Here is a 19,636-nt window from a genome sequence, read left to right as displayed (position 1 = left end):
ACGGCGTCACTCGAGAGGAAGGATTTGCGCCTGGATGTCCGAGAGATGAGCGTCCGCGCGAGTCAGGCGGCGCCCACGCGCCGCCGCCCGGCCGGCGTCTCGAAGCGCCCCTCAGCTTCGGCGATATAGTCGCGGGTAAGCGGTACCGCCTCGCGGCTGCGAGAAAGCTGGAGCTGGAAGACCATCAGCCGCCCGTTGCGAAAGCCGGTTTCGGCCGAGGCGAGATAGAATTCCCACATCCGGCAGAACCGCTCGCCCATCAGCGCCGCCGCTTCGCCGCGCCGCGCCTGGAAACGCTCCCACCAGCAGCGCAGCGTCTCGGCATAATGAAGCCGCAGCACCTCGACGTCGGTGATCCACAACCCGGCGCGCTCGGCAGCGGGCATCACATCGGACAGCGCGGGGATATAACCGCCGGGGAAAATGTAGCGGTCCATCCATCGGTCCTTGCTGGCGCGCGGATCCGATGCTCCGATCGCCGAACCGATCGAGTGGATCAGCCCGACGCCGTCTTCCTCGAGCAACCCGGCAACCTTCGAGAAATAGGCGTCGAGATGGTGCCGGCCGACATGTTCGAGCATGCCGACCGAGACGATCCGGTCATAGCGTTCCTGTTCGTCGCGATAGTCGCGCAGCACGAACTGCGCCTTGTCGGCGACATGACGGCGCTGAGCGCGGGCATTGGCGCTGGCAAGCTGCTCGGCCGAAAGGGTCAAACCCGTCACCGACGCGCCTGTCTCTTCGACGATCGTCGTCGCCAGCGCACCCCAGCCGCAGCCGATGTCGAGCACGCGCTTGTCCGGACCGAGGAGCAGCTTGGCCATGATGTGCTGCATCTTCGCCTGCTGGGCCTCTTCCAGGCTTTCCGATCCCGTGCGGAAATAGGCACAGGAATAAAGGTGGTCCCTGTCGAGGAACAGATCGTAGAGCTCGGGCGGAAGGTCGTAATGATGCTCGACGTTCCGCCGCGCCCGACGCCGGCCGTTGGCCGGCGTCAGCCTCTCCCCCAGCCTCAGCAACGTCGGAATCACCCAGCTCGAGCGGGTCCGGTGCACGGATTCGAGACCGGTCGTCGCCACCAGCAGGAAGTCCCGAACATCGCCCTGCTCCACCGTCAGGCTGCCGTCCATATAGGCCTCGCCGGTGGCGAGCATCGGGTCGAGCGCAAGCCTGATCGGTAACAAGCGATCATGCAGCCGGATCACGACCTTGGGCCCTGATCCGCCCGGCCCGAAGCGACTGCGGCCGCCACGCGCGTCGATGATCGTCAGTTCGCCAACTCGGATCAGGTCCGGAAGGAGGGCACCGAGGAGCGGAAGACTTGCTCGAGACTGGTCCTTGCCTGGCATCGCGCACCTCTAAACACGCAGCTCGGTTTGTGGTTTCCGACGGCCGGCCGATGTTGGCGTTCGATATCGCTGCACACATCCACCGCGTCTCTAGGTAGATTCACAGAGCCGTCGCCGCGCTGGCGAACGTGCCCGAGAGGATCGAGGCATGCCCGATCGCGCAGGCGAATTCGGCTCCCCATCGCGGCCGCTTCCGTAAATCTACCGATAGAGCGCCCCCGACTCCGGCCATAGAATCCCCCTGCACGACTGAGGAGGCTGAGATGACCGAAGACGCTCCGCCCGAACCCGCTGCTCGCTTCGACTCGATGTTGCCCGGCTCGACTGCGCTCCCCGCGATGCAGATGTGGCAGGGGTGGCTCAAGCTCGGCACTGCCTGGTGGAACGGCATGATCAGCGTCTGGTGGCCGGAGCATCCGTTCCACCAGGCGCCGGTCCATCAGGATCCGCACGGCCAGGTGATCGCGCCCGAGCCGGCAAAAACAAAGAGGGAACCCGCCCCGCTCGCCTGACGACTCATTCGAATCTTGCCATCAAAACCGCCCTTCAGGGCATCATTGGAGACGAAGCAATGAACGACATGGTCACGACTTCCGCCAAGGTGCAGCCCGCCGCGACCGGGCGCAGCCTTTTGCGCCCTTCCACCGAGCCGCTGGGCTGGCTCCGCTCCGAGATCGACCGTTTGTTCGAGGATTTTGGCGTGCCTGTGCGCAGCGCCTTCGATTTTGGCATGCGCTCGCTTGTCCCGATGCCGGCGCTCGAAATGGTCGATGACGATGATGCCTATCGCCTCACCGCCGAGCTCCCCGGCCTTTCCGAGAAGGATGTGGAGATCAAGGTCGCTGACGGCGTGCTTACCTTTTCCGGCGAGAAGAAGGAGACATCCGAGCGCAAGGAAAAGGACTTCATGCTCAGCGAGCGCCGCTACGGTGCGTTCGAGCGCCAGATCGCGCTTCCCAAGGATGTCGATCCCGACGCGATCAAGGCGCAGGTCAAGGACGGCGTGCTGACCGTGACGCTCGCCAAGGACAAGAAAGCCGAAGCGAAGGTCCGCAAGATCCAGGTCCAAAAGGCCTGATGACGCCGGCGCCTGATGAAAGCGCGCGCTGGCGGGCAGGTTGATCCCGGTTCAGCGGCGAACGATTCCATCGGCCTGTCCTGCCCTCATCCGTCAGGTCCGGCGGCGTGTCCTGGCATTCAGTCAGGCGGACGTCGGGCCTGCCGGCACGGAGCCTGATTGAACTGCCCCCTCCGGACCAGGGCACCACCCGGGTTAGGAACGCGATGAGGACCCTGATGACCGACCAGACACTTGGGCGCTTCCCGCGCGGCTGGGTCGTCCTCCTCGCCGCTACAGGCCTCGCTTCCGGCGCGGTCGGCGGCACGGCTGCCGTCTGGCTGGGCTTGGCGCATTCGGCAGGACATGAAGTCGAGCGCACGGCGGTTCAAACCGATATGGTGCCGGTCAGCAGGCTGACCCTCGCCCCGCTGGTCGGGCGTGTCGCGCCCGCGGTAGTGAACATCGCCGTTTTACAGGCGTCGCCATATGCTGAGAATCCACTGCTGCGCGATCCATATTACAGACTCTTCCTCGGCGTGCCCGACGAGGCGCTCGCGCCGCGGATCTCTGCCGGCTCGGGCTTCGTCGTCGACGCCGCGCGCGGACTCGTCCTCACCAACCATCACCTTGTCGAGAATGCGCGCGCCATTGCCGTTGGCGTGGGGGACCGTCAGGTTGACGCGGAATTGCTCGGCAGCGATCCACGCACTGACCTCGCAGTCCTGCGCATTCCCGCGCATGGCCTGAAGCAGCTGCCGCTGGGCGATTCGGACAACAGCAGGGTAGGCGATTATGTCGTGGCGATCGGCAATCCGTTCGGCGTGGGGCAGACCGTCACGGCCGGCATCGTAAGCGCGCTTCGCGCGCCTTCCAGGACCGGTATCGGCTACCTCCAGACCGACGCGCCGATCAACCCGGGCAATTCGGGCGGTCCGTTGATCAACATGCGCGGCGAGGCAATCGGCGTGAACAGCGCGATCATCGCACCAGGTGGTGGCAGTGTCGGCATCGGGCTGGCGGTCCCGTCACGCGTCGCGCGCGCCGTCGTCGAGCGGGTCGCTGGCGTCCGCGTGCCGGCCGCCGGCGAGACCAAGTAGAGACCCCTCCCCTCCGGAGCCCACCTTCTTCGCTTGAAGCGTAGTGCGGGAAATCTGGATCGCGAGATTGGAGGGCGGGCAGGTCGCAATCGGACTCGGGTTGCTTATTCCAAGTCCTTGCCGACCTATCGTGTAGCGCTGAAAATCCCACCCCCCTCACGTGGGAGAGGTGTGGTCAAGGCCCAAAATTCGACCCCGATGACAGAAGCGTGCCTGCCGATCCCAACGAAAGTGCGCCGGTAAGCAGGCATGGAGTTGGAGCGGCACAACGACTATGCCCGCACAGCCTATTTCTCGCGTCGGAGGCGTTGTGGAGCGAACCTATCACGGCTCTTGCCATTGCAAAGCCATCACTTTCACCGCCACGTTCAATCCGTCTGACGGCACAGGTAAATGTAACTGCAGGCTGTGCTGGAAGCAACGAATGTGGAAGACAGACAAAGTCAGCAGCGACAATTTCGTTTTGCGCTCAGAGTCCGGAGCGCTGAGTGGGTTCGTCAGTAAGCATGGAGGCACTCACCATTTCTGCACTCGCTGCGGGATTTCCACGCACACCCATATTGTTCGCCCGGAGGCTGGCGATGACTACGTGATGATACAGGTGGCAGCTTTCGACGATCTGCCGGTCGAGGAGCTGCTGGCCGCGCCGCTCCGTATCGTTGACGGCTACCACGACAAATGGACCAGCACTCCCGATGAGATCAGGCACCTATAGGTTCAAGATTGTGGCAGATGACGGTTTTCTAGACGCGGATGTTCGAGCCGACCTCGGCGATCCGGCGTGGGTCGGGATCGCAAGCGGGCGAAACGCACCATCGAAATGATGCGCGGCATGATGTCCGCCCCATGACCTGACGCGCGCCTTTCCTGCTCCCTGATCTGCAATCCAGGTCTGAGCCGTCTTCATGGCCAGGCGAGCATGTCACCAGCCCCCGGCGATAGCGACGTGACCAGCCATGTCGATCGACTGAGTTCCATCGAAAAGAAGATCGCTGAAATCGTCGTCTGAATAGGCGCATCGTCGATCATATCAATCACGTCCATGTGAGCTCCACTATTGTCGCCGATGTTCGAGACGAACCCCGGCTCGATTTCACCTAGTCGACTGTTTGCGATCATCGCTGCGCGATGGCTTCGCGAGGAACGGCATTCTCAGCACGATGCTCCGGGGCAGGTCAGCAGGCATCCCCAGAGCCTGAGCGGACCCGCCCGCGAGTCCAGCCTCGCCGCCGTTTGCCGCTGTTTTTCCGCTGTTATCCGCGATTTTTTATTTTCGCCGCTGTTATGTTGGATTTTTCGTTTAATTTCCTCGATCATTATCAACGGCTTACCAGAAATCCCGCTGTTATTGAAGAACAGCGGAATAACAGCGGGGGAACAGCGACGATAACAGCGGCGGAACAGCGGGGGTCAGCGGGAACAGCGGACCGGTTCGAATGGCGGCGCCGCCGTCTTGAAAAAACGGTCATGTCAAAGAGCAGGGCGGAACCGGGACAGCATCCCGCCCGCTCGCGCTCCTGCCGCAATCTCTCCCAGGATTGAATCGAACCGATTATCGATCGCCGGATCAGGCTTCACGCGTACCGTTCCAGCCGACCGTCGCGCACCATCGTGTCCAAGCGACGAAACCTTCGGTTTACGGCACTAGCCGCGCTTCGCCGCGAGATAGTCGGCGCCGCCGCCCAGGGTCACGAGGCGCCCGGCTTCGGCATCGGGGATATCGATACCCAGCCGCTGACTGAGCGCCACCACCAGGTTGAAAATGTCCATCGAATCGAGATCGAGCGCCTCGCGCAAATCCTGGTCGTCGGCGACACCGCTTGCGTCCGCCTCGGGGGCGATGTTGCCGATCTCCTCGACAATGATCGCGCGCAGTTCGTCTCGGGTCATAATGCCTCCGGCCTGGCGAGCAGTTCCTCAATGCGCTCGAGCAACAACGCACCGCGGTGGCCGTCGCTTGCACGATGGTCCGCAGAGAGCGTCGCCGACAGAACCGGGCGGACCGCCACCTCCTCGCCGACCGGCCATGGCCGGGGAAGTACCGCGCCGAACCCGAGGATCGCGACCTGCGGCGGGTAGATGATCGGGAACATGGTTTCGATCCCGCGCTCGCCCAGGCTCGATACCGTCACTGTCGCGTCCGCAATCTCGGATGAGCGGAAACCGCCGCGCCGGACCCGCCCGACCAGGTCGCGCATCTTCACCATCAACTCCGCGACGGTGAGCCGGTCGGTGTCGTGGATCGCCGGCGCGGCGAGGCCACCGCCCCGGATCGCGATCGCCACACCGACATGGATCGCCGTGCTGGGCTTGAACCCGTCCTCGCCGTGGAAACCGTTGAACTCGGGAAAGTCGCGCATCGCAAGGGCGACCGCCTTGACCAGATAGGTGCCGAACAGCAGGCGGTCCGCCGGCGCCCGCTCGGCATTGTAGCGCGCGAGCGCCTGCTGGGCCGCAGTAACCTCGAAGCTGTGCGCGAGGTAATAGTGCGGGATCTCGCGCTTCGACCGGGCCATCGCGGCCGCGATCGCACGGCGCATTTGCGAGAGGTCGAGACCATGGCGGGGTGCAGGGCCCTTGCGCTCCCCCGCGCGCACCACATCTGCGCGAATGATCGCGCCTTGGGGCCCGCCCCCATCGACCGTAGCAAGGTCCAGCCCCAGCTCAGCCGCAAGCTTGCGCGCCGCCGGCGACGCACGGACGCCGACGTGCACGGCAAGCGGCGTCACGGGCATGGGTTGGGCGATCGGAACGGGCGTTGGAGCGGGGGACGGTTCAGCGGTCGCGGCGGGCTCGGCCACAGCCTCGCCCGCAGTCGCAACGGTCGCGAGCGGCGTCCCCACGGGCACCTTCGTCCCTTGCGCCACCAGCAGCTTCCCGATCCGGCCGTCTTCGAAAATCTCGACTTCGATCGCGCCCTTGTCCGTCTCGACGACCGCGACGATGTCGCCGCGATGCACCTCGTCGCCGGGCTGCTTCAGCCATTCGACAAGGATGCCTGCCTCCATGTCCGCGCCGAGCGAGGGCATGTTGAAGGTCGCCACGGCTCAGCGTCCAAGGATCTGGTGGGCGGCGGCGACGACGCGCTCGACATTGGGCAGCGCGGCATCCTCGAGGTGCTTGGCATAGGGAATGGGCACTTCAGCCGCGCAAACCCGTCCGAGCGGGGCATCGAGCTCCCAGAAGGCGCCTTCGACGATGCGGGCCATCACTTCGGCGGAAAGCCCGCCCGAACGCCACCCCTCGTCCACGATGACGGCGCGCCGCGTCTTCGCGACCGTCGCGAGGATCGCCTCCTCATCCAGGGGCCGGAGCACACGCAGATCGAGCACCTCCGCGGAGATGCCGTCCTTCGCGAGCCGCTCGGCCGCCTCGAGCGTCTTCCATAGCGATCCGCCATAGGTGATGAGGCTGAGATCGCTGCCCTCGCGGCGCACCGCAGCATGATCGATGTCCACCGCGAGCGCTTCGTCGATGTCCGCGGTCGCATTATAGAGCAGCGCATTCTCGAAGATGAGCACCGGGTCGGGATCCGCAAGCGCGGTCGCGAGCATGCTGCGGGCGTCCTGGACCGTTCCCGGCGCCAGCACGCGGATGCCCGGAATATGCGCGTACCAGCCTTCCAGGCTGTGCGAGTGCTGGGCTCCAAGCTGGCGCCCGCCGCCGGTCGCCATGCGGATCACAACCGGCACATGGAACTGCCCGCCCGACATGTGCCGGATCGTCGCTGCATTGTTCATGATCTGGTCGAGCGACAGCAGCGAGAAATTACAGGTCATCACTTCCACGATCGGCCGCATGCCTCCCATCGCCGCCCCGATCCCGGCGCCGGTGAAGGCGCTTTCGGACAGCGGCGTATCCCGAATCCGCTCGGGCCCGAACTCATCAAGCAGGCCTTTGCTGACGGCGTAGCACCCGCCATAGCGCCCGACGTCCTCGCCCATCAGGAAAACGCGCGGATCGCGCCGCATCGCCTCGCTGATCGCGGCGCGCATGGCGTCGCGGTAGCTCATCTCGGTCATCGCCGTGCCTCCGCGCCCGCATGCTTCAGGAGATCGGCGACCGGCTCCCAGGTGCCGGCCTCGGCGAAGGCGACCGCGGCGCCGACTTCGCGCGCGACCTCTGCCTCGATCGCGGCCACATCCCCGGCGTGAACCTCGCCCGCCGCGATCGCCCAGTCGCGAAAGCGCGAGATCGGATCGCGCTCCTGCCACAAGGCGACCTCGGCCTTGTCGCGGTAGAGCTGCGGGTCGAACATCGAATGCGCGCGAAAACGATAGGTGCGGCACTCGAGGAAATAGGGCTTGCCCGCGCGCACTGCCGCCACGCCGCGACGTGCCGCTGCCTCGACCTCGACGACGTTCATCCCGTCGACCGCCTCGGAGTCGATGCGATAGCCCTGGGCCTTCAAATGGACGTCGGTCTCGGCCTCTGAGCGGTCGAGCGCGGTTCCCATCGCATAGAGATTGTTTTCGCAGATGAAGAGAACCGGGAGCTGCCAGAGGGCCGCGAGGTTCAGGCACTCATGAAACTCGCCTTCCGCGACCGCGCCTTCACCGAAGAAGCAGGCAGTCACGTTGGCGCGGACCGACATCTTGTCGGCAAGCGCGAGCCCGATCGCAATCGGCAGCCCGCCGCCGACGATCGCATTGCCGCCGTAGAAGTGCGTGGTGGCATCGAACAGGTGCATCGACCCCCCACGCCCGCCGCTGCACCCCTGCTGCTTGCCGTACATCTCGGCCATGATCGCGTTGGCGGAAACGCCGCGCACCAGCGCGTGCCCATGCTCGCGATAGGTGGCGACCACGGCATCGTCGGGGGCGAGCGCCTCCATCACACCGACGGCGATTGCCTCCTCGCCGATATAGAGGTGCAGGAACCCGCGGATTTTCTCCAGCGTGTAGAGCTCGGCACATTTCTCCTCGAAGCGGCGGATTCGCAGCATCTGCCTGAGCAGCTCGAGACAATGCGCGCGATCGAGCTGCACCTTGTCGCCCATGGCGCTCACGCGACCGTCTCCAGCGTCGAGAGATCACCCTCGGGCAGCCCGAGTTCGCGCGCCCTGAGCAATCGCCGCATGATCTTGCCCGAGCGCGTGCGCGGAAGCTCGGGTCGGATTTCGATCTGACGCGGCGCGATCGCCGCGCCGAGGCGCTTGCGGGCGTGGCCGAGAAGATCCTTGCGGAGCGTCTCGGATGGCTCGACGCCGTGCTTCAAGGTCACGAACGCCTTGACGACCTCACCGGCGCGCTCGTCGGGAACGCCGATCACGGCGGCTTCGGCGACGGCAGCATGCTCCATGAGCACGCTCTCGACTTCGAAGGGCCCGATCAGATGCCCCGAGGACTTGATCACATCATCGGCGCGCCCGACAAACCAATAATAGCCGTCGGCGTCGCGCATCGCGAGATCGCCGGTCAGATACCAGCCGCCCTTGAAGCACGCCGCGTAGCGCGCCTCCTCGTGAAGATAGCCGCGGAACATCGCCGGCCAGCCCGGCCGCAGCGCGAGCTGACCGACCGTCATCGGCGTTTCGACAAGAGCCACTTCCTCTCCGTCGACCGTCACGATCGCCGCCTCGACGCCGGGGAGCGGCTTGCCCATGGAGCCCGGCTTGACGTCGAGCGCGGCGAAATTGGCGATCATGATGCCGCCGGTCTCGGTCTGCCACCAATTGTCGTGGAACGGCCGGCCGAACACGTCCTGGCTCCACAGCACCGCCTCGGCGTTGAGTGGTTCGCCGACGCTTGCCATGAAGCGCAGCCGCGAGAGATCGTGACGGCCGGCGAGCTCGGCTCCCGCCTTGATGAGAAGGCGGATCGCCGTGGGCGCGGTGTACCAGACGGTCACCCGCTCGCGCTCGAGTATTTCGTACCAGCGTTCTGCGTCGAAATCGGCCTCGTCGATCACCATCGTCACGCCATTGGTGAGCGGCGCGATGATGCCGTAAGATGTGCCCGTCACCCAACCCGGATCGGCGGTACACCAGAATATATCGTCGTCGTGAAGGTCGAGCACCAGCCGGCCAGTGGCGTGATGCGCCACCACCGCCTCATGGACATGGATTGCTCCCTTGGGCCGGCCGGTGGTGCCGCTGGTGAAATGGAGCAGCGCCATGTCCTCCGGGCGTGTCGCGACGAGCTCGAAGGCCGGCTCGGTCAGCGCCAGCGTCGCGGCAAGATCGATTGTACCGTCGATGCCCGCGCCATCGACAATCAGGACGTGCCGCAAGCTGGGTAGTTCGGCCCGCCACGGCGCGACCTTCTTCGCGTAATCGGCGGCCGTCGTGATCAATATGTCGGCCTCGCCGATCGTCATGCGCGCGCGCACCGGCTCGGGACCGAAAGCTGAATAGAGCGGGCTGAACACCCCGCCCGCCTTGAGGGCGCCAAGGGCGGCGACATAGAGTTCGGGCACACGGCCAAGCAGTGCGAACACGCGCGCACCACGGCCATGGCCCAAATCGGAGAGGAGGCGTGCGAACCGGTCGGTATGAGCCTTGAGGTCGGCATAGCTGTAGCTGCGCCGATCGCCGGTCTTGGCAAGCCAGCGGAGCGCCTCGCGTCCGCCGCGGCCGTGCGCCACGTGACGATCTATCGCCTCGTGCGCGATGTTGAGACACCCGCCGGGCAGCCCGTCGAGCCAGCGTCGATAGACCTCCCAGCCGAGCGTCAGGCGGGCCGTCTCGTGGGGCAGGTTCGCGGCAGCACGGTCCGCCGCGGACTTGCGGATCGTCCTGGAAGCCGCCCGCGACTCTTCCAAGCCCATACCGAATCTGGCTGAAGCAACGGCGGTCTTGGCTCGATCGGACATGTTCGCGCGCTCTCCTGGCGTTCCGGCAACCCCCTTCCGGCGTGCGCCTGCGCGGCGTAACCAGGGAATTGCCCAACTCGTGTTCACGACCGCAAGCCGACCTGCGGTGAGGCTGGCCGGTCCCGCGGGCCGGCCAGGCCTCTCGGCGGCTCAGGCGAAGACGATGTCGTCCTCCACCTTGGTCACGCCGGGTGCTGCCCAGGCGGCCTGTTCGGCAACGCGGCGTTCGTTCCAGCCATGTACTTCACCGCTGAGCTTGACCGTATGGCCGCTCACGGTCACATCGATCCCGCTCGCGTCGATCGCGCTCGATCGCTTGATCGCGGCCATGATGCGTTCGCGAACGTCGCTCGGCGAGGGCTCGGCGCGCACCTCGATCCGGTTGTTGATACCCTTCACCCCGGTGATCTTGCCGGCTGCGGCCTGAGCGGCTTTCTTCTGGTAGTTCCAGTCGACTTCGCCGCTGAGCGTGACCCAGCCATGCTCGACACGCACCTGAATCCTGTCGTCGGGAACGCTCACGTCCCAACGAAAGACCTGGACGATGCGCTCCGCGATTTCGGGATCGGATGTCTTGGGGTCGTTCGCCAAGCGAACCTCGATTTCCTCGGCGATCGCCCTGACGCCCTTGACGCGCGCCGCCGCGTGCTCGGCGGCGATCTTCTGCATATAGTTGGGCACAAAGCCGGTAAGCGTGATCACGCCGCTTTTCGCCGTCACGCCGATATGGGCATGGTCGACCTGGGGTTCGAATTCCAGTTCATCGAGAACGTCGCGTTGCAGTTCGCTGTCGGTCTTCATCGCAATTCTCCACACCTCATCTGGGCAGCTGCCCGGGAGTCCTTATCGGGACGCGAGAACATTCTCCGACAGCCCCCGGCCGCCTATCCGTTTATATCCGGAGGCGAGCAGGACAGTCGCGCTACGCCGGGGCCGTCGGTGGTTTCCAAGGGAAGGAGGCGATCGAGCACCGCGCGTACCTCGGCCGTCACGGCGGGGTGGCTTATCACCAGATCGGGGAGCGCGGTTCCGGGACCATTATAGGCGAGCGCCTCACCCGAAAGCCGACTGGTGTCGAGCCCAGCGGCGCGCGCAAGCGCGACCGGAGCGCAGCTGTCCCACTGGAAAAGGCTGCCGTAATGAACATAGACCTGACCCACGCCCTCGAGGAGCGCGGAAACCTTCACGCCGACCGACCCCATCGGCACGATGTCGGCATTCAGGGCCGCCGCGATCCTTCCGATCCCGGCAGGCGGATGCGACCGGCTGACCAGGAGCCGCAACCGCCCGGAGCTCGGGGGAAGCGTCGGCGGGCGATCCGAGCGCCACAGGGCATTCCGCGCCGGGACCGCAACCGCGCCGATTTCGGCCACGCCACCCACAGCCAGGCCGACCTGAACGGCCCAATCGTCCCGGCCATCGCAATATTCGCGCGTGCCATCGAGCGGGTCGATGATCCAGACGCGCCTCCGGCCGAGCCGCATTGGGTCGTCGCTACTTTCTTCGGAGAGGATCGCATCCTCGGGCCGATGGGTGCGGAGCGCCTCGAGAATCACCTGGTTCGAGAGTCTGTCCGCGGCTCCGCCCTTTGCGGCACCCGCCCATAGTTCGCTCGCCGCGAGCACCTGAAGCACTCGCCCGGCGGTATCGGCGATGAGCGCAGCGAGATTCTCATCATCCATCGCGAGCGTTGTCGGGACGGGCAGACCGCCCGGGAATCCGGATAAGTCCCAATGGCGGAAGATTTTGGTGACCATCATCGTGGCGCTGGTCCCGTCGCCGGATTGCGGGCCTCTTCCGCCAAGGAGATGGTGATGACCAAGGCCCCGGACATGATCCTTTTCGGACTCGAGACGAGCCGGACCTTCGCTGAGGCCGTGGCGTCGCATCTCGGCCGATCGCTTGCCGCGCACGAAGAGCGTGATTTCGAATATGGCGAGCACAAGACCCGCCCGCTGGTCGAAGTGGGCGGACGCGATGTGTTCGTCATCCAGAACCTCAATGGCGACCCCGCACAATCGGCCAACGACAAGCTGGTCCGCCTGCTGTTCTTCATCGGCGCGCTCAAGGATGCGGGCGCCACGCGCGTAACCGCCGTCTCGCCCTATCTGGCGTTCAGCCGGAAGGACCGCCGCACCAAGCCGCGCGATCCGGTGAATTCGCGCTATGTCGCCGCATTGTTCGAGGCGATGCGGACCGATTGCATCGTCACGTGCGAAGCGCACAATGTCAGCGCCTTCGAGAATGCGTTCCGGTCGTGCCGCCCCGAGCATGTGCCGACCCCCGACCTCTTCGTCGAGGATCTCGCGTCCCGCCTAGGCAACGGGCCGGTCGCCGTGGTTTCCCCCGACGCCGGCGGCGCCAAGCGCGCAGAGCTTTTCCGTACGCGCCTGGAGCGGCGGCTCGGCCGTGCCGCTGGCAAGGCGATCCTCGACAAGCACCGCAGCATGGGAGTCGTGTCGGGCACGCTCTTCGCCGGCGATGTCGCGGGGCGCACCGCGATCATCGTCGACGACCTGATCAGCAGCGGCACGACGATCGTCCGGGCGACCCACGCCTGCCGCAATGCCGGCGCCGAGCGGGTGATCGCTGTGGCGGCGCATGGCGTGTTCACCGGGGGCGCCCCTGCCCTGTTCGGCGCCGAGGGTCCGGACGAAGTCGTCGTCACCGACACGATCCCCCCGGCGGGCCTGCCGGAGCAGGCGCGCGCGAAGCTGCGGCTGGTGAGCGCCGCAAGCCTGATCGGCAATGTGATCGCCCGTCTCCACGCGGGAGAGCCGGTCAGCGATCTCCTGCCATATGATTGAATGATCACGCCAATCTAGGTGATATCCACGATAGGACCTGCCGGCCAGGCATCCTAACCCGGGCGCTCGCAATGGAGGCCTGGCAATGAATCGACAGCGGATGCGGAGCGGGTCCATTGACCGGCGTACGGTGGTGTTCGCCGGACTCGCGGCGTCGCTCGGCGCGATCGCTCCGATTCGGGCGCTCGCGGCACGCGTGCCGGGCGCGATTCCGATCCTCGCCTATCATCGCTTCGACCCGGCAATAGCCGGACCGACAACCATCACCGTCCGGACGTTCGAGACGCAGCTGAGTCAGCTTGCCGAAACCGGGTATCGAGTCACCGGACTGCGCGACGCGGCGGCGGCGTTGCGACGACCCGGCGCGGGCGCGCCGTCGCAGGCGGTCATCACGGTCGATGACGGTCACCGCTCGGTCTACACGGTGCTCTTCCCGCTCATCCGCAAGCACCGCGTGCCGGTGACGCTGTTCATCTACCCGTCCGCGATATCGAATGCGGACTATGCGATGACATGGGACCAGCTTCGCGAAATAGCGGCATCGGGCCTGGTCGAGGTGCAGTCGCATACTTATTGGCACCCGAATTTCAACGCTGAACGCCGGCGTCGATCTCCAACGGACTATCGTGCTTTCGTCGACGACCAGTTGCAGCGATCCAAGGCCGTGATCGAGGCGCGGCTGCGGAACCGGGTCGATATGCTCGCCTGGCCCTTCGGGATCGTCGATGCCGAACTCGAGGCCGCCGCGCGCAAGGCCGGTTACACGGTCGCGCTCGCTTATGAGGGCGGGCCGGCGGCGCCCGGCGCTGACCTGCTCGCCTTGCCGCGCATTCCCGTCAGCGACGCCGACCGGGGCGCGCGGTTCGACAGGTTGATCGGCGTAACGCGGCCGGCGGTCCGGCCATGAGGCGGCTGCTGCGTGCTGCGATCGCCGCGCTCGGTCTCGCCCTGCTTGCGCCCGGCGCATCGGCGCAGGCCATCGATCTCGACGGCCGGCTGGTCGATGCGACAACCGGCGCCGCGGTCGCCGACGGCATCGTCACGGTCGGTGGGCGCGAGACGCGGATCGGCGCCAATGGCGGGTTTCACGTGCGCGGGGCGCCTGGGCAGATCCTGGTGCGAGCGCTGGGTTATCGGCGGATCTCCATGTCAGCCGCCGACCTGGCCGGCGCCCACGGCGTGGTGAGGCTCGCCCCGATCACGCCGAAGGGCCTGTACCTGACGGTCTATGGCGTTGGTTCGCAAAAGCTGCTGGGCGGGGCGATGGCGATTGTGGCGGCCGGCGGGGCAAATGCCCTGGTCATCGACCTCAAGGGCGATCGCGGCACCATTCCCTATCCGAGCGCGGTTCCGCTCGCCACCACCGCCGGCGCGCGCAAGCTGACGACAATCCCCGATCTGGCCGCGCTGGTGCAGCGCCTGCACGGCGGGGGCATCTACGTCATCGCCCGGATCGTGGTGTTCAAGGACAATCCGCTGGCCGAGGCGCGCCCCGACCTGGCGATCCGCCGCGGCAAGGCGCTGTTTCGCGACCGCGAGGGCCTCGCCTGGGCCGACCCGTTCCAGGCGGACGTGCGGACCTACAATATCGATCTCGCCGTCGAGGCCGCGGCGGCAGGAGTCGATGAAATCCAGTTCGACTATCTCCGCTTTCCCGATTCCTCGGCAAGACTTACGCTCGCCCAGCCTTCGACCCAGGCCAATCGGGTCGCGGCGATCGCGGGCTTCCTCGCCGAGGCGCGACAGCGGCTGGTGCCCTATAATGTGTTCACCGCCGCCGATATCTTCGGCTATGTCTGCTGGAACCTCGACGATACCGGGATCGGTCAGCGCCTGGAGGACATAGCGCCACAGGTCGATTATCTCTCGCCCATGCTGTACCCTTCGGGATATCGGTTCGGGATACCGGGCATCAGGAACCCTGTCGCCAACAGCTATGCGATCGTCCACGGTTCGCTCGTCGAAGCACAGCGCCGCCTCGGCGGTTCGTCAAAGCGCTTCCGCCCGTGGCTGCAGGCGTTTAAGGACTATGCCTTCGATCACAGGTCCTTCGACGCGGACGAGGTCGCGCTCCAGATCCGCGCTACGCAGGACTTCGGTTCCGATGGGTGGATGCTGTGGAACGCAAACAATGTCTATGCCGACGCCGGGCTGGTCCGAAAGGAGCCGAAGCGCTGAGACACTTTGCCGTCACGGCCCTCCTCGTTCTCGCATGCGCTGGCGTGCCGGCGGCCGCACCGGCGCAACGGTCCGACGGCTTTGCCGCCTTCGACGCGACCGCGCAGGCGGAAATCGAATCCGGCAGGATCCCGGGCGCGGTGATCCTGTATGGCGAGAACGGTAAGGTCGCCTATCGCGAGACCCTGGGCTCGCGGGAAGTTGCGCCCGAGCGCGTCGCGCTCACCCCGGACACGATCTTCGATATCGCCTCGCTGACCAAGGTGGTGGCGACGACCACCGCCGTGATGCAGCTCGTCGAGGCCGGCCGGCTGGACCTCGACTCGCCCGTCGCCCGATATTGGCCGGCCTTTGCGCAGAACGGCAAGGCGGCGGTGACGGTGCGACAGCTGCTGACACATTCGTCAGGGCTGCCGGCCGACCTCGATCTCGTGACCCGCTGGGACGGTGAGGCGGAGGGCCTGGCGCGCGCGGCGGCAAGCGGCCTTGTAAAACCGCCCGGAACGCAATTCCTGTATAGCGACGTGAACTTCATCGTTCTCGGCGAGCTCGTCCATCGCATCAGCGGCGAGCCGCTCGATCGCTATGCCCAGGCGCACATCTTCGCGCCGCTCGGGATGGCGGATACCGGCTTCAGGCCGCCCGCGGCGAGATTGGAACGGATCGCCGCGACTGACCGCGAGGATGGGCGGATGCGGCAGGGCGAGGTCCAGGACCCCACCGCGTTCCGGATGGGTGGTATCGCCGGGCATGCGGGGCTGTTCTCCACGGCCGATGACCTCGCACGATTTGCCGAAATGCTCACCAAGGGCGGCACGCTCGACGGCGCCCGCATCCTCAGGCCGGAAACGGTCGCGCAGATGACAAGGGGCATGACCTTGCCCGGCGGCGCGCGACGCGGCCTTGGCTGGGATGTATCCTCTGCCTATTCGGCGGGGATGGATCGGGCCTTTGGACCAGATAGCTATGGTCACACCGGCTATACCGGCTGCCTGCTCTGGATCGATCCGGACACAAGCAGCTTTCTGATCGTCCTCACCAGCCGCCTTCACCCCGACGGCCGGGGCAACGTGATGCCGCTTCGCCACGCCTTCGCGCGCCTCATCGCCGAGCGGCGGGGCGCCGTCGCGATCGCAAGCACGCGCAACTAGCCGCGGGGCGGATCACCCGACGGCGACGGTCTGAATGCGAGGTCGAGATATTCGGCGGCCTGTCGCGGCCAGCGTTCGGGAGTTCGCGGCCTGGCGTCGCGCAGATGCTCGATCGACAGGCTCGCCCGCATGCACGCGCGATAGCAGCGGTAGAAGGCCAGCAGCGCCGGGGGCGGATCGTCGTCGAGCCGGATCCTCAATGATGCAACCAGCTGCGGCCCCACCCAGGAGGCGCCGAGCCGTTCGCATTCGAGCCCGAGGAAAACGGCTTCATCGAATGGATCGACCCAGCGCAGCCGCGCGTCGAACTCGAGACGATCGAGCAGCATCAATGGCGGCCCGACAAAGACATGTTCGGGCCTGAGATCGCCGTGCCCATCGATGATCCGTCGTCCCGCGGCGCGCTCCGCCAGCGACACCTCGACCTCAGCGAGCAAGCGATGAAGCCGGGCGAGCGCCTCCGTGACGGTTCGCTCAGCAAGCGCGGCAGTGAAATCCCGAAGGGAGGCCTCGACGCGTGCGATCGCCTGCACCCACCATTCCAGATGCTCGGCGGCGGTAAGGCGTATCCGACGCGAGCCAGTGTAGAACCTTGCCAATAGCTCGGCGAGCCCGGCGATATCCTCCGGCCCGGCCGCGCCGCTGGCGATCCGCGCACTGAGCAGAAGGGAATCGTCCAGCCGGGTCATCACCAGCAGCCACTCGACGGGCTCTCCCGCGCCGCCGATCGCGAGCCCGCCGTCGCACCGGCGCACCACCGCGACGACGTCGCGATACACGCCGGGCGCGAGCGCCTGGTTCAGCCGCAGCTCGCGCTCGCAGTTCCGCCGCCGCGCCTCGAGCGTCGTGAAATCGACAAATCTAAGCCGTTGCGGCTTCTTCATCTTGTAGACGCGGTCACCGACGAGGAACACCAGCGACATGTGCGTTTCGACTGTCTCCACTTCAGCTGGAGCAGGATAGGAGCATGGCTTCTGAAGGAACGCGACGATTTCGGCGAACGCGCCGTCGCTCCTGGAGCTATCGGTCGCGATGGTCATGGCGTGCCGCTCCCTTTCCTCCGGCCGCCGGCACGCTCGCAAGGCTGCGCCAGGGAGGGTGCGCCCCGCGCTTCGCATGACCGCTAATGACCCCCTCCGCTCGACAGCGCGCAGAACACGCCAGTATCGCCACCCTCGAGGATGATCGGGGCCGCGAGCACCTCCATCTCACAAGGACCGGCATGACCATGGACCTCGCCGAAGCGGCCAAGCACCGGCTCTCCATAATCGAGGACGAGCGTGAACAGGCGCCGCAGCCGGGCCGCGATCCGGAGCTGAGTCGCTGCAGACAGACGATGCTCAGCCGGTGACAGCCCGAGGCATCTGGCCGCTTCTTCGCCAACCTGGGACAGCGCAAAATCCGTACGCCCGGCAAGTGCACTGGCAAGGAAGCTGCCGGCACGGACCGCCGCGTTCGCATCTCCGCGCAGGTCGCGCGCCTGCGGCGTGAGTTCGGTCCCGCGCCGCTCATGCCATGTCGCCAGCGCCTCCGCGACGACACTATCATGCGGCTCGGGCGCCATGTCGATCAGCTGGAACATCTGCCTGAGGGGGCCGGGTGTACGCGCGAGTTCAGCCATCGTCTCCTCCTGTCGGAATAGTGATCATGTGCCGCGCGCGTCCAGTTCGGCGGCGAGCCGGCGGCCGCCGACAAAAGAACCAGAAGACCGCACCCCCGTGCATCCCGGACAGGGCATAGGCATCGAGCATCGTGAACTGAAGATCCGTCGCAGACAGGCCCGGCCAATCGGGAGCAGCGTTTCGAGCCACGCATTGGTCGGCCGAACCGCCTGGCCGAAGGCGCCGCGTTCGCTGGTGGTCACGACGTCCTCCTCCGACGCGCAGCGCCTCTGTTCACGGTCGAGACCCTCCAAGACTAGGCCGATCGCAGCGCGCAATCTCTACGGATGATTACGGACGCGGCCCGGAGCAGACATCGCTCTGCCAAGTGATCTTCAGCGCATCGCCGGAGCTTCCCTCGCGGACGGGTTTGGCCCGCCGCAAGCCGTCTACGCTTCCGGCCGTTCCCGCGGGCTTTTCTCATTAACATTTGCGCGAAGCGAAGATGCCCGGATGAGCTTCGCCGAGTATCCGCACGCCGCGCGCTTCGAGACGAACGACGCGCCCGGCCGAACTGAAATCGGCACTGCCTCCCATCCGTCGCTATGGAAAAGGAGCGCCCGGCCGCCGCGCGCGCCGTCACGCTGGCGCAAAGCCATGTGGTGACTAGTTCACCCTGACATGCTCGGGATGAAGATATCGAGAGTCGAAGCCCGAAATGGCCTTGAGCCGCTCGATATCGGGAATCAGCAGCTCTTTTTTCTGGAGCGCGATCAGCCCTTCCTTGCGAAGCCGGCTGATGACCCGGCCGATATGCACAGGCGTCAGCCCTAGAGTATCCGCAATTTCGCGCTGGGTTAAAGGGAGGCTGAACGCGTTGCCATGGACCAGGCCGACATTGTTCATGCGCTCGTACATCCCGCACATGAGATGGCCAGCGCGCTTGAACGCGCTCCGGCGGCCCATGTTGACGATCCACGCCCGCAAGACGCCCTCATCGACCAGGGTCGCCCACCACAGGGCCTGGAGGAGCTCCGGTAATTGCCGCGTCAGCAAATTGACTGTCGCTTTCGGGATGTAGGCGATCTTGGCCGGGCCGAGCGCCGCGATACTGTGGTCCATCTGCTCGAGGACCAGGACATGGAGGTCGCAGAAATCCCCCGGGATCAGATAGGCGGTTATCTGCCGCGCGCCATTGGGCAGGATATTGTAGCGGATCGCCCAACCCTCGACGACCAGATGGAGGTGTTCAGGCCTGTCCCCTTCCCGGAGGATGTCCTGCCCGGCGCGAATGATACGCGGGCGATCACACAGGCTCTCGAGGACCTCGCGCTCGCCGGCGGTAAGGTCGGCAACGCGCTCCAGTTTTCTCGTGAGCGCATTCGCCATGAGCGCAACCTTTTCTGTCGTGTTGAACGACTAGCCGTCTGGTCGCTTGAAGGCAATGTGCGGGGTCGATCAGAGCTCGCCAGGGGCCCGTTTGCGGCCGCCTGTTAATCCGGAACAAGATCGACATTCCAACATAAGTTGTCGAAGCGATCCATTCACCAACTAGGTGAATTAACAGAGGTTTGTTTCGG

The 19,636-nt window shown here is 65.8% G+C and carries 23 protein-coding genes; 10 read left to right on the top strand and 13 right to left on the bottom strand.

The annotated features are described in order from the left end of the window. Positions 1-62 precede the first annotated feature (62 nt). Positions 63-1,349 carry a class I SAM-dependent methyltransferase gene (locus ABD050_RS00615; protein WP_343887170.1) on the bottom strand — a complete coding sequence of 429 codons (1,287 nt, stop codon included), beginning with the start codon at positions 1,347-1,349 and terminating at the stop codon, positions 63-65. Positions 1,350-1,612: 263 nt separating this feature from the next. Here ABD050_RS00615 and ABD050_RS00610 point away from each other — a divergent pair, with 263 nt between their 5' ends. The 4 genes from ABD050_RS00610 to ABD050_RS00595 all read left to right on the top strand — a co-directional run bounded on the left by ABD050_RS00610 (position 1,613) and on the right by ABD050_RS00595 (position 4,221). Next, entirely contained in the window at positions 1,613-1,861 is a 249-nt protein-coding gene (locus tag ABD050_RS00610; protein ID WP_343887169.1) for a hypothetical protein, read from the top strand. A gap of 59 nt (positions 1,862-1,920) precedes the next feature. Beyond that, complete coding sequence (locus ABD050_RS00605; protein WP_343887168.1) at positions 1,921-2,427, top strand: Hsp20/alpha crystallin family protein; 507 nt, start codon at positions 1,921-1,923, stop codon at positions 2,425-2,427. Between the two features lie 218 nt (positions 2,428-2,645). Next, on the top strand, positions 2,646-3,506 hold the full coding sequence (locus ABD050_RS00600) for a trypsin-like peptidase domain-containing protein (protein ID WP_343887167.1): 861 nt from the start codon (positions 2,646-2,648) through the stop codon (positions 3,504-3,506). 274 nt (positions 3,507-3,780) lie between these two features. Continuing rightward, a complete protein-coding gene (locus tag ABD050_RS00595; protein WP_486387569.1) occupies positions 3,781-4,221 on the top strand; it encodes a GFA family protein in 441 nt (146 codons plus the stop codon). Between the two features lie 188 nt (positions 4,222-4,409). Here the strand turns inward: ABD050_RS00595 and ABD050_RS00590 are convergent, their stop codons facing one another. Then, a complete protein-coding gene (locus ABD050_RS00590) occupies positions 4,410-4,550 on the bottom strand; it encodes a hypothetical protein (RefSeq protein WP_343887165.1) in 141 nt (46 codons plus the stop codon). Between the two features lie 22 nt (positions 4,551-4,572). Here ABD050_RS00590 and ABD050_RS00585 point away from each other — a divergent pair, with 22 nt between their 5' ends. Then, positions 4,573-4,896: a hypothetical protein gene (locus ABD050_RS00585; protein ID WP_343887164.1), complete on the top strand. Its 324-nt coding sequence runs from the start codon at positions 4,573-4,575 to the stop codon at positions 4,894-4,896. A 254-nt stretch (positions 4,897-5,150) separates the two neighbouring features. On the opposite strand, the gene ABD050_RS00580 is transcribed toward ABD050_RS00585, so the two are convergent. The 7 genes from ABD050_RS00580 to ABD050_RS00550 form a co-directional block, all read right to left on the bottom strand. Beyond that, complete coding sequence (locus tag ABD050_RS00580) at positions 5,151-5,396, bottom strand: acyl carrier protein (protein ID WP_343887163.1); 246 nt, start codon at positions 5,394-5,396, stop codon at positions 5,151-5,153. Beyond that, positions 5,393-6,550: a dihydrolipoamide acetyltransferase family protein gene (locus ABD050_RS00575; protein WP_343887162.1), complete on the bottom strand. Its 1,158-nt coding sequence runs from the start codon at positions 6,548-6,550 to the stop codon at positions 5,393-5,395. Before ABD050_RS00575 ends, ABD050_RS00580 begins: the two co-directional genes overlap by 4 nt. A gap of 3 nt (positions 6,551-6,553) precedes the next feature. Beyond that, positions 6,554-7,528, bottom strand: a complete 975-nt coding sequence (locus ABD050_RS00570) for an alpha-ketoacid dehydrogenase subunit beta (protein WP_343887161.1) — start codon at positions 7,526-7,528, stop codon at positions 6,554-6,556. Next, on the bottom strand, positions 7,525-8,505 hold the full coding sequence (gene pdhA, locus ABD050_RS00565) for a pyruvate dehydrogenase (acetyl-transferring) E1 component subunit alpha (protein ID WP_343887421.1): 981 nt from the start codon (positions 8,503-8,505) through the stop codon (positions 7,525-7,527). The genes ABD050_RS00570 and pdhA overlap by 4 nt, the downstream gene beginning before the upstream one ends. 5 nt (positions 8,506-8,510) lie before the next feature. Then, positions 8,511-10,319, bottom strand: coding sequence for an acetate--CoA ligase (gene acsA, locus ABD050_RS00560; protein WP_343887160.1), 1,809 nt, complete (start codon positions 10,317-10,319; stop codon positions 8,511-8,513). A 150-nt stretch (positions 10,320-10,469) separates the two neighbouring features. Next, a complete protein-coding gene (locus ABD050_RS00555) occupies positions 10,470-11,120 on the bottom strand; it encodes a BON domain-containing protein (protein WP_343887159.1) in 651 nt (216 codons plus the stop codon). 83 nt (positions 11,121-11,203) lie between these two features. Further along, entirely contained in the window at positions 11,204-12,001 is a 798-nt protein-coding gene (locus tag ABD050_RS00550) for a 3'(2'),5'-bisphosphate nucleotidase CysQ (protein WP_343887158.1), read from the bottom strand. Positions 12,002-12,133: 132 nt separating this feature from the next. Between ABD050_RS00550 and ABD050_RS00545 the strand changes: the two genes are divergently transcribed. From ABD050_RS00545 to ABD050_RS00530, 4 genes are all read left to right on the top strand, one after another. Beyond that, the gene (locus tag ABD050_RS00545; protein WP_343887157.1) at positions 12,134-13,126 is read left to right on the top strand and encodes a ribose-phosphate diphosphokinase; all 993 of its coding nucleotides are present in this window, start codon (positions 12,134-12,136) and stop codon (positions 13,124-13,126) included. Positions 13,127-13,226: 100 nt separating this feature from the next. Continuing rightward, the gene (locus tag ABD050_RS00540; protein ID WP_343887156.1) at positions 13,227-14,033 is read left to right on the top strand and encodes a polysaccharide deacetylase family protein; all 807 of its coding nucleotides are present in this window, start codon (positions 13,227-13,229) and stop codon (positions 14,031-14,033) included. Further along, positions 14,030-15,304, top strand: a complete 1,275-nt coding sequence (locus tag ABD050_RS00535; protein ID WP_343887155.1) for a putative glycoside hydrolase — start codon at positions 14,030-14,032, stop codon at positions 15,302-15,304. Before ABD050_RS00540 ends, ABD050_RS00535 begins: the two co-directional genes overlap by 4 nt. A gap of 44 nt (positions 15,305-15,348) precedes the next feature. Further along, positions 15,349-16,455 carry a serine hydrolase domain-containing protein gene (locus ABD050_RS00530; RefSeq protein WP_343887154.1) on the top strand — a complete coding sequence of 369 codons (1,107 nt, stop codon included), beginning with the start codon at positions 15,349-15,351 and terminating at the stop codon, positions 16,453-16,455. On the opposite strand, the gene ABD050_RS00525 is transcribed toward ABD050_RS00530, so the two are convergent. The 3 genes from ABD050_RS00525 to ABD050_RS00515 form a co-directional block, all read right to left on the bottom strand. Next, a complete protein-coding gene (locus tag ABD050_RS00525; protein WP_343887153.1) occupies positions 16,452-17,495 on the bottom strand; it encodes a hypothetical protein in 1,044 nt (347 codons plus the stop codon). The two genes, ABD050_RS00530 and ABD050_RS00525, sit on opposite strands and share 4 nt — an antisense overlap. An 83-nt stretch (positions 17,496-17,578) precedes the next feature. Then, complete coding sequence (locus ABD050_RS00520) at positions 17,579-18,076, bottom strand: hypothetical protein (RefSeq protein ID WP_343887152.1); 498 nt, start codon at positions 18,074-18,076, stop codon at positions 17,579-17,581. A 24-nt stretch (positions 18,077-18,100) separates the two neighbouring features. Then, positions 18,101-18,319, bottom strand: coding sequence for a hypothetical protein (locus ABD050_RS00515; RefSeq protein ID WP_343887151.1), 219 nt, complete (start codon positions 18,317-18,319; stop codon positions 18,101-18,103). Between the two features lie 250 nt (positions 18,320-18,569). Here ABD050_RS00515 and ABD050_RS00510 point away from each other — a divergent pair, with 250 nt between their 5' ends. Then, on the top strand, positions 18,570-18,722 hold the full coding sequence (locus ABD050_RS00510; protein WP_343887150.1) for a hypothetical protein: 153 nt from the start codon (positions 18,570-18,572) through the stop codon (positions 18,720-18,722). Here the strand turns inward: ABD050_RS00510 and ABD050_RS00505 are convergent, their stop codons facing one another. Beyond that, entirely contained in the window at positions 18,723-19,445 is a 723-nt protein-coding gene (locus tag ABD050_RS00505) for a Crp/Fnr family transcriptional regulator (RefSeq protein WP_343887149.1), read from the bottom strand. It abuts the gene before it with no gap. Positions 19,446-19,636 lie beyond the last annotated feature (191 nt).

This window comes from Sphingomonas oligophenolica, assembly GCF_039522915.1.
Lineage (GTDB): Bacteria > Pseudomonadota > Alphaproteobacteria > Sphingomonadales > Sphingomonadaceae > Sphingomonas > Sphingomonas oligophenolica.
Note: the sequence above shows the minus strand (reverse complement) of the source record. Positions and strands in the feature narration are given on the sequence as shown.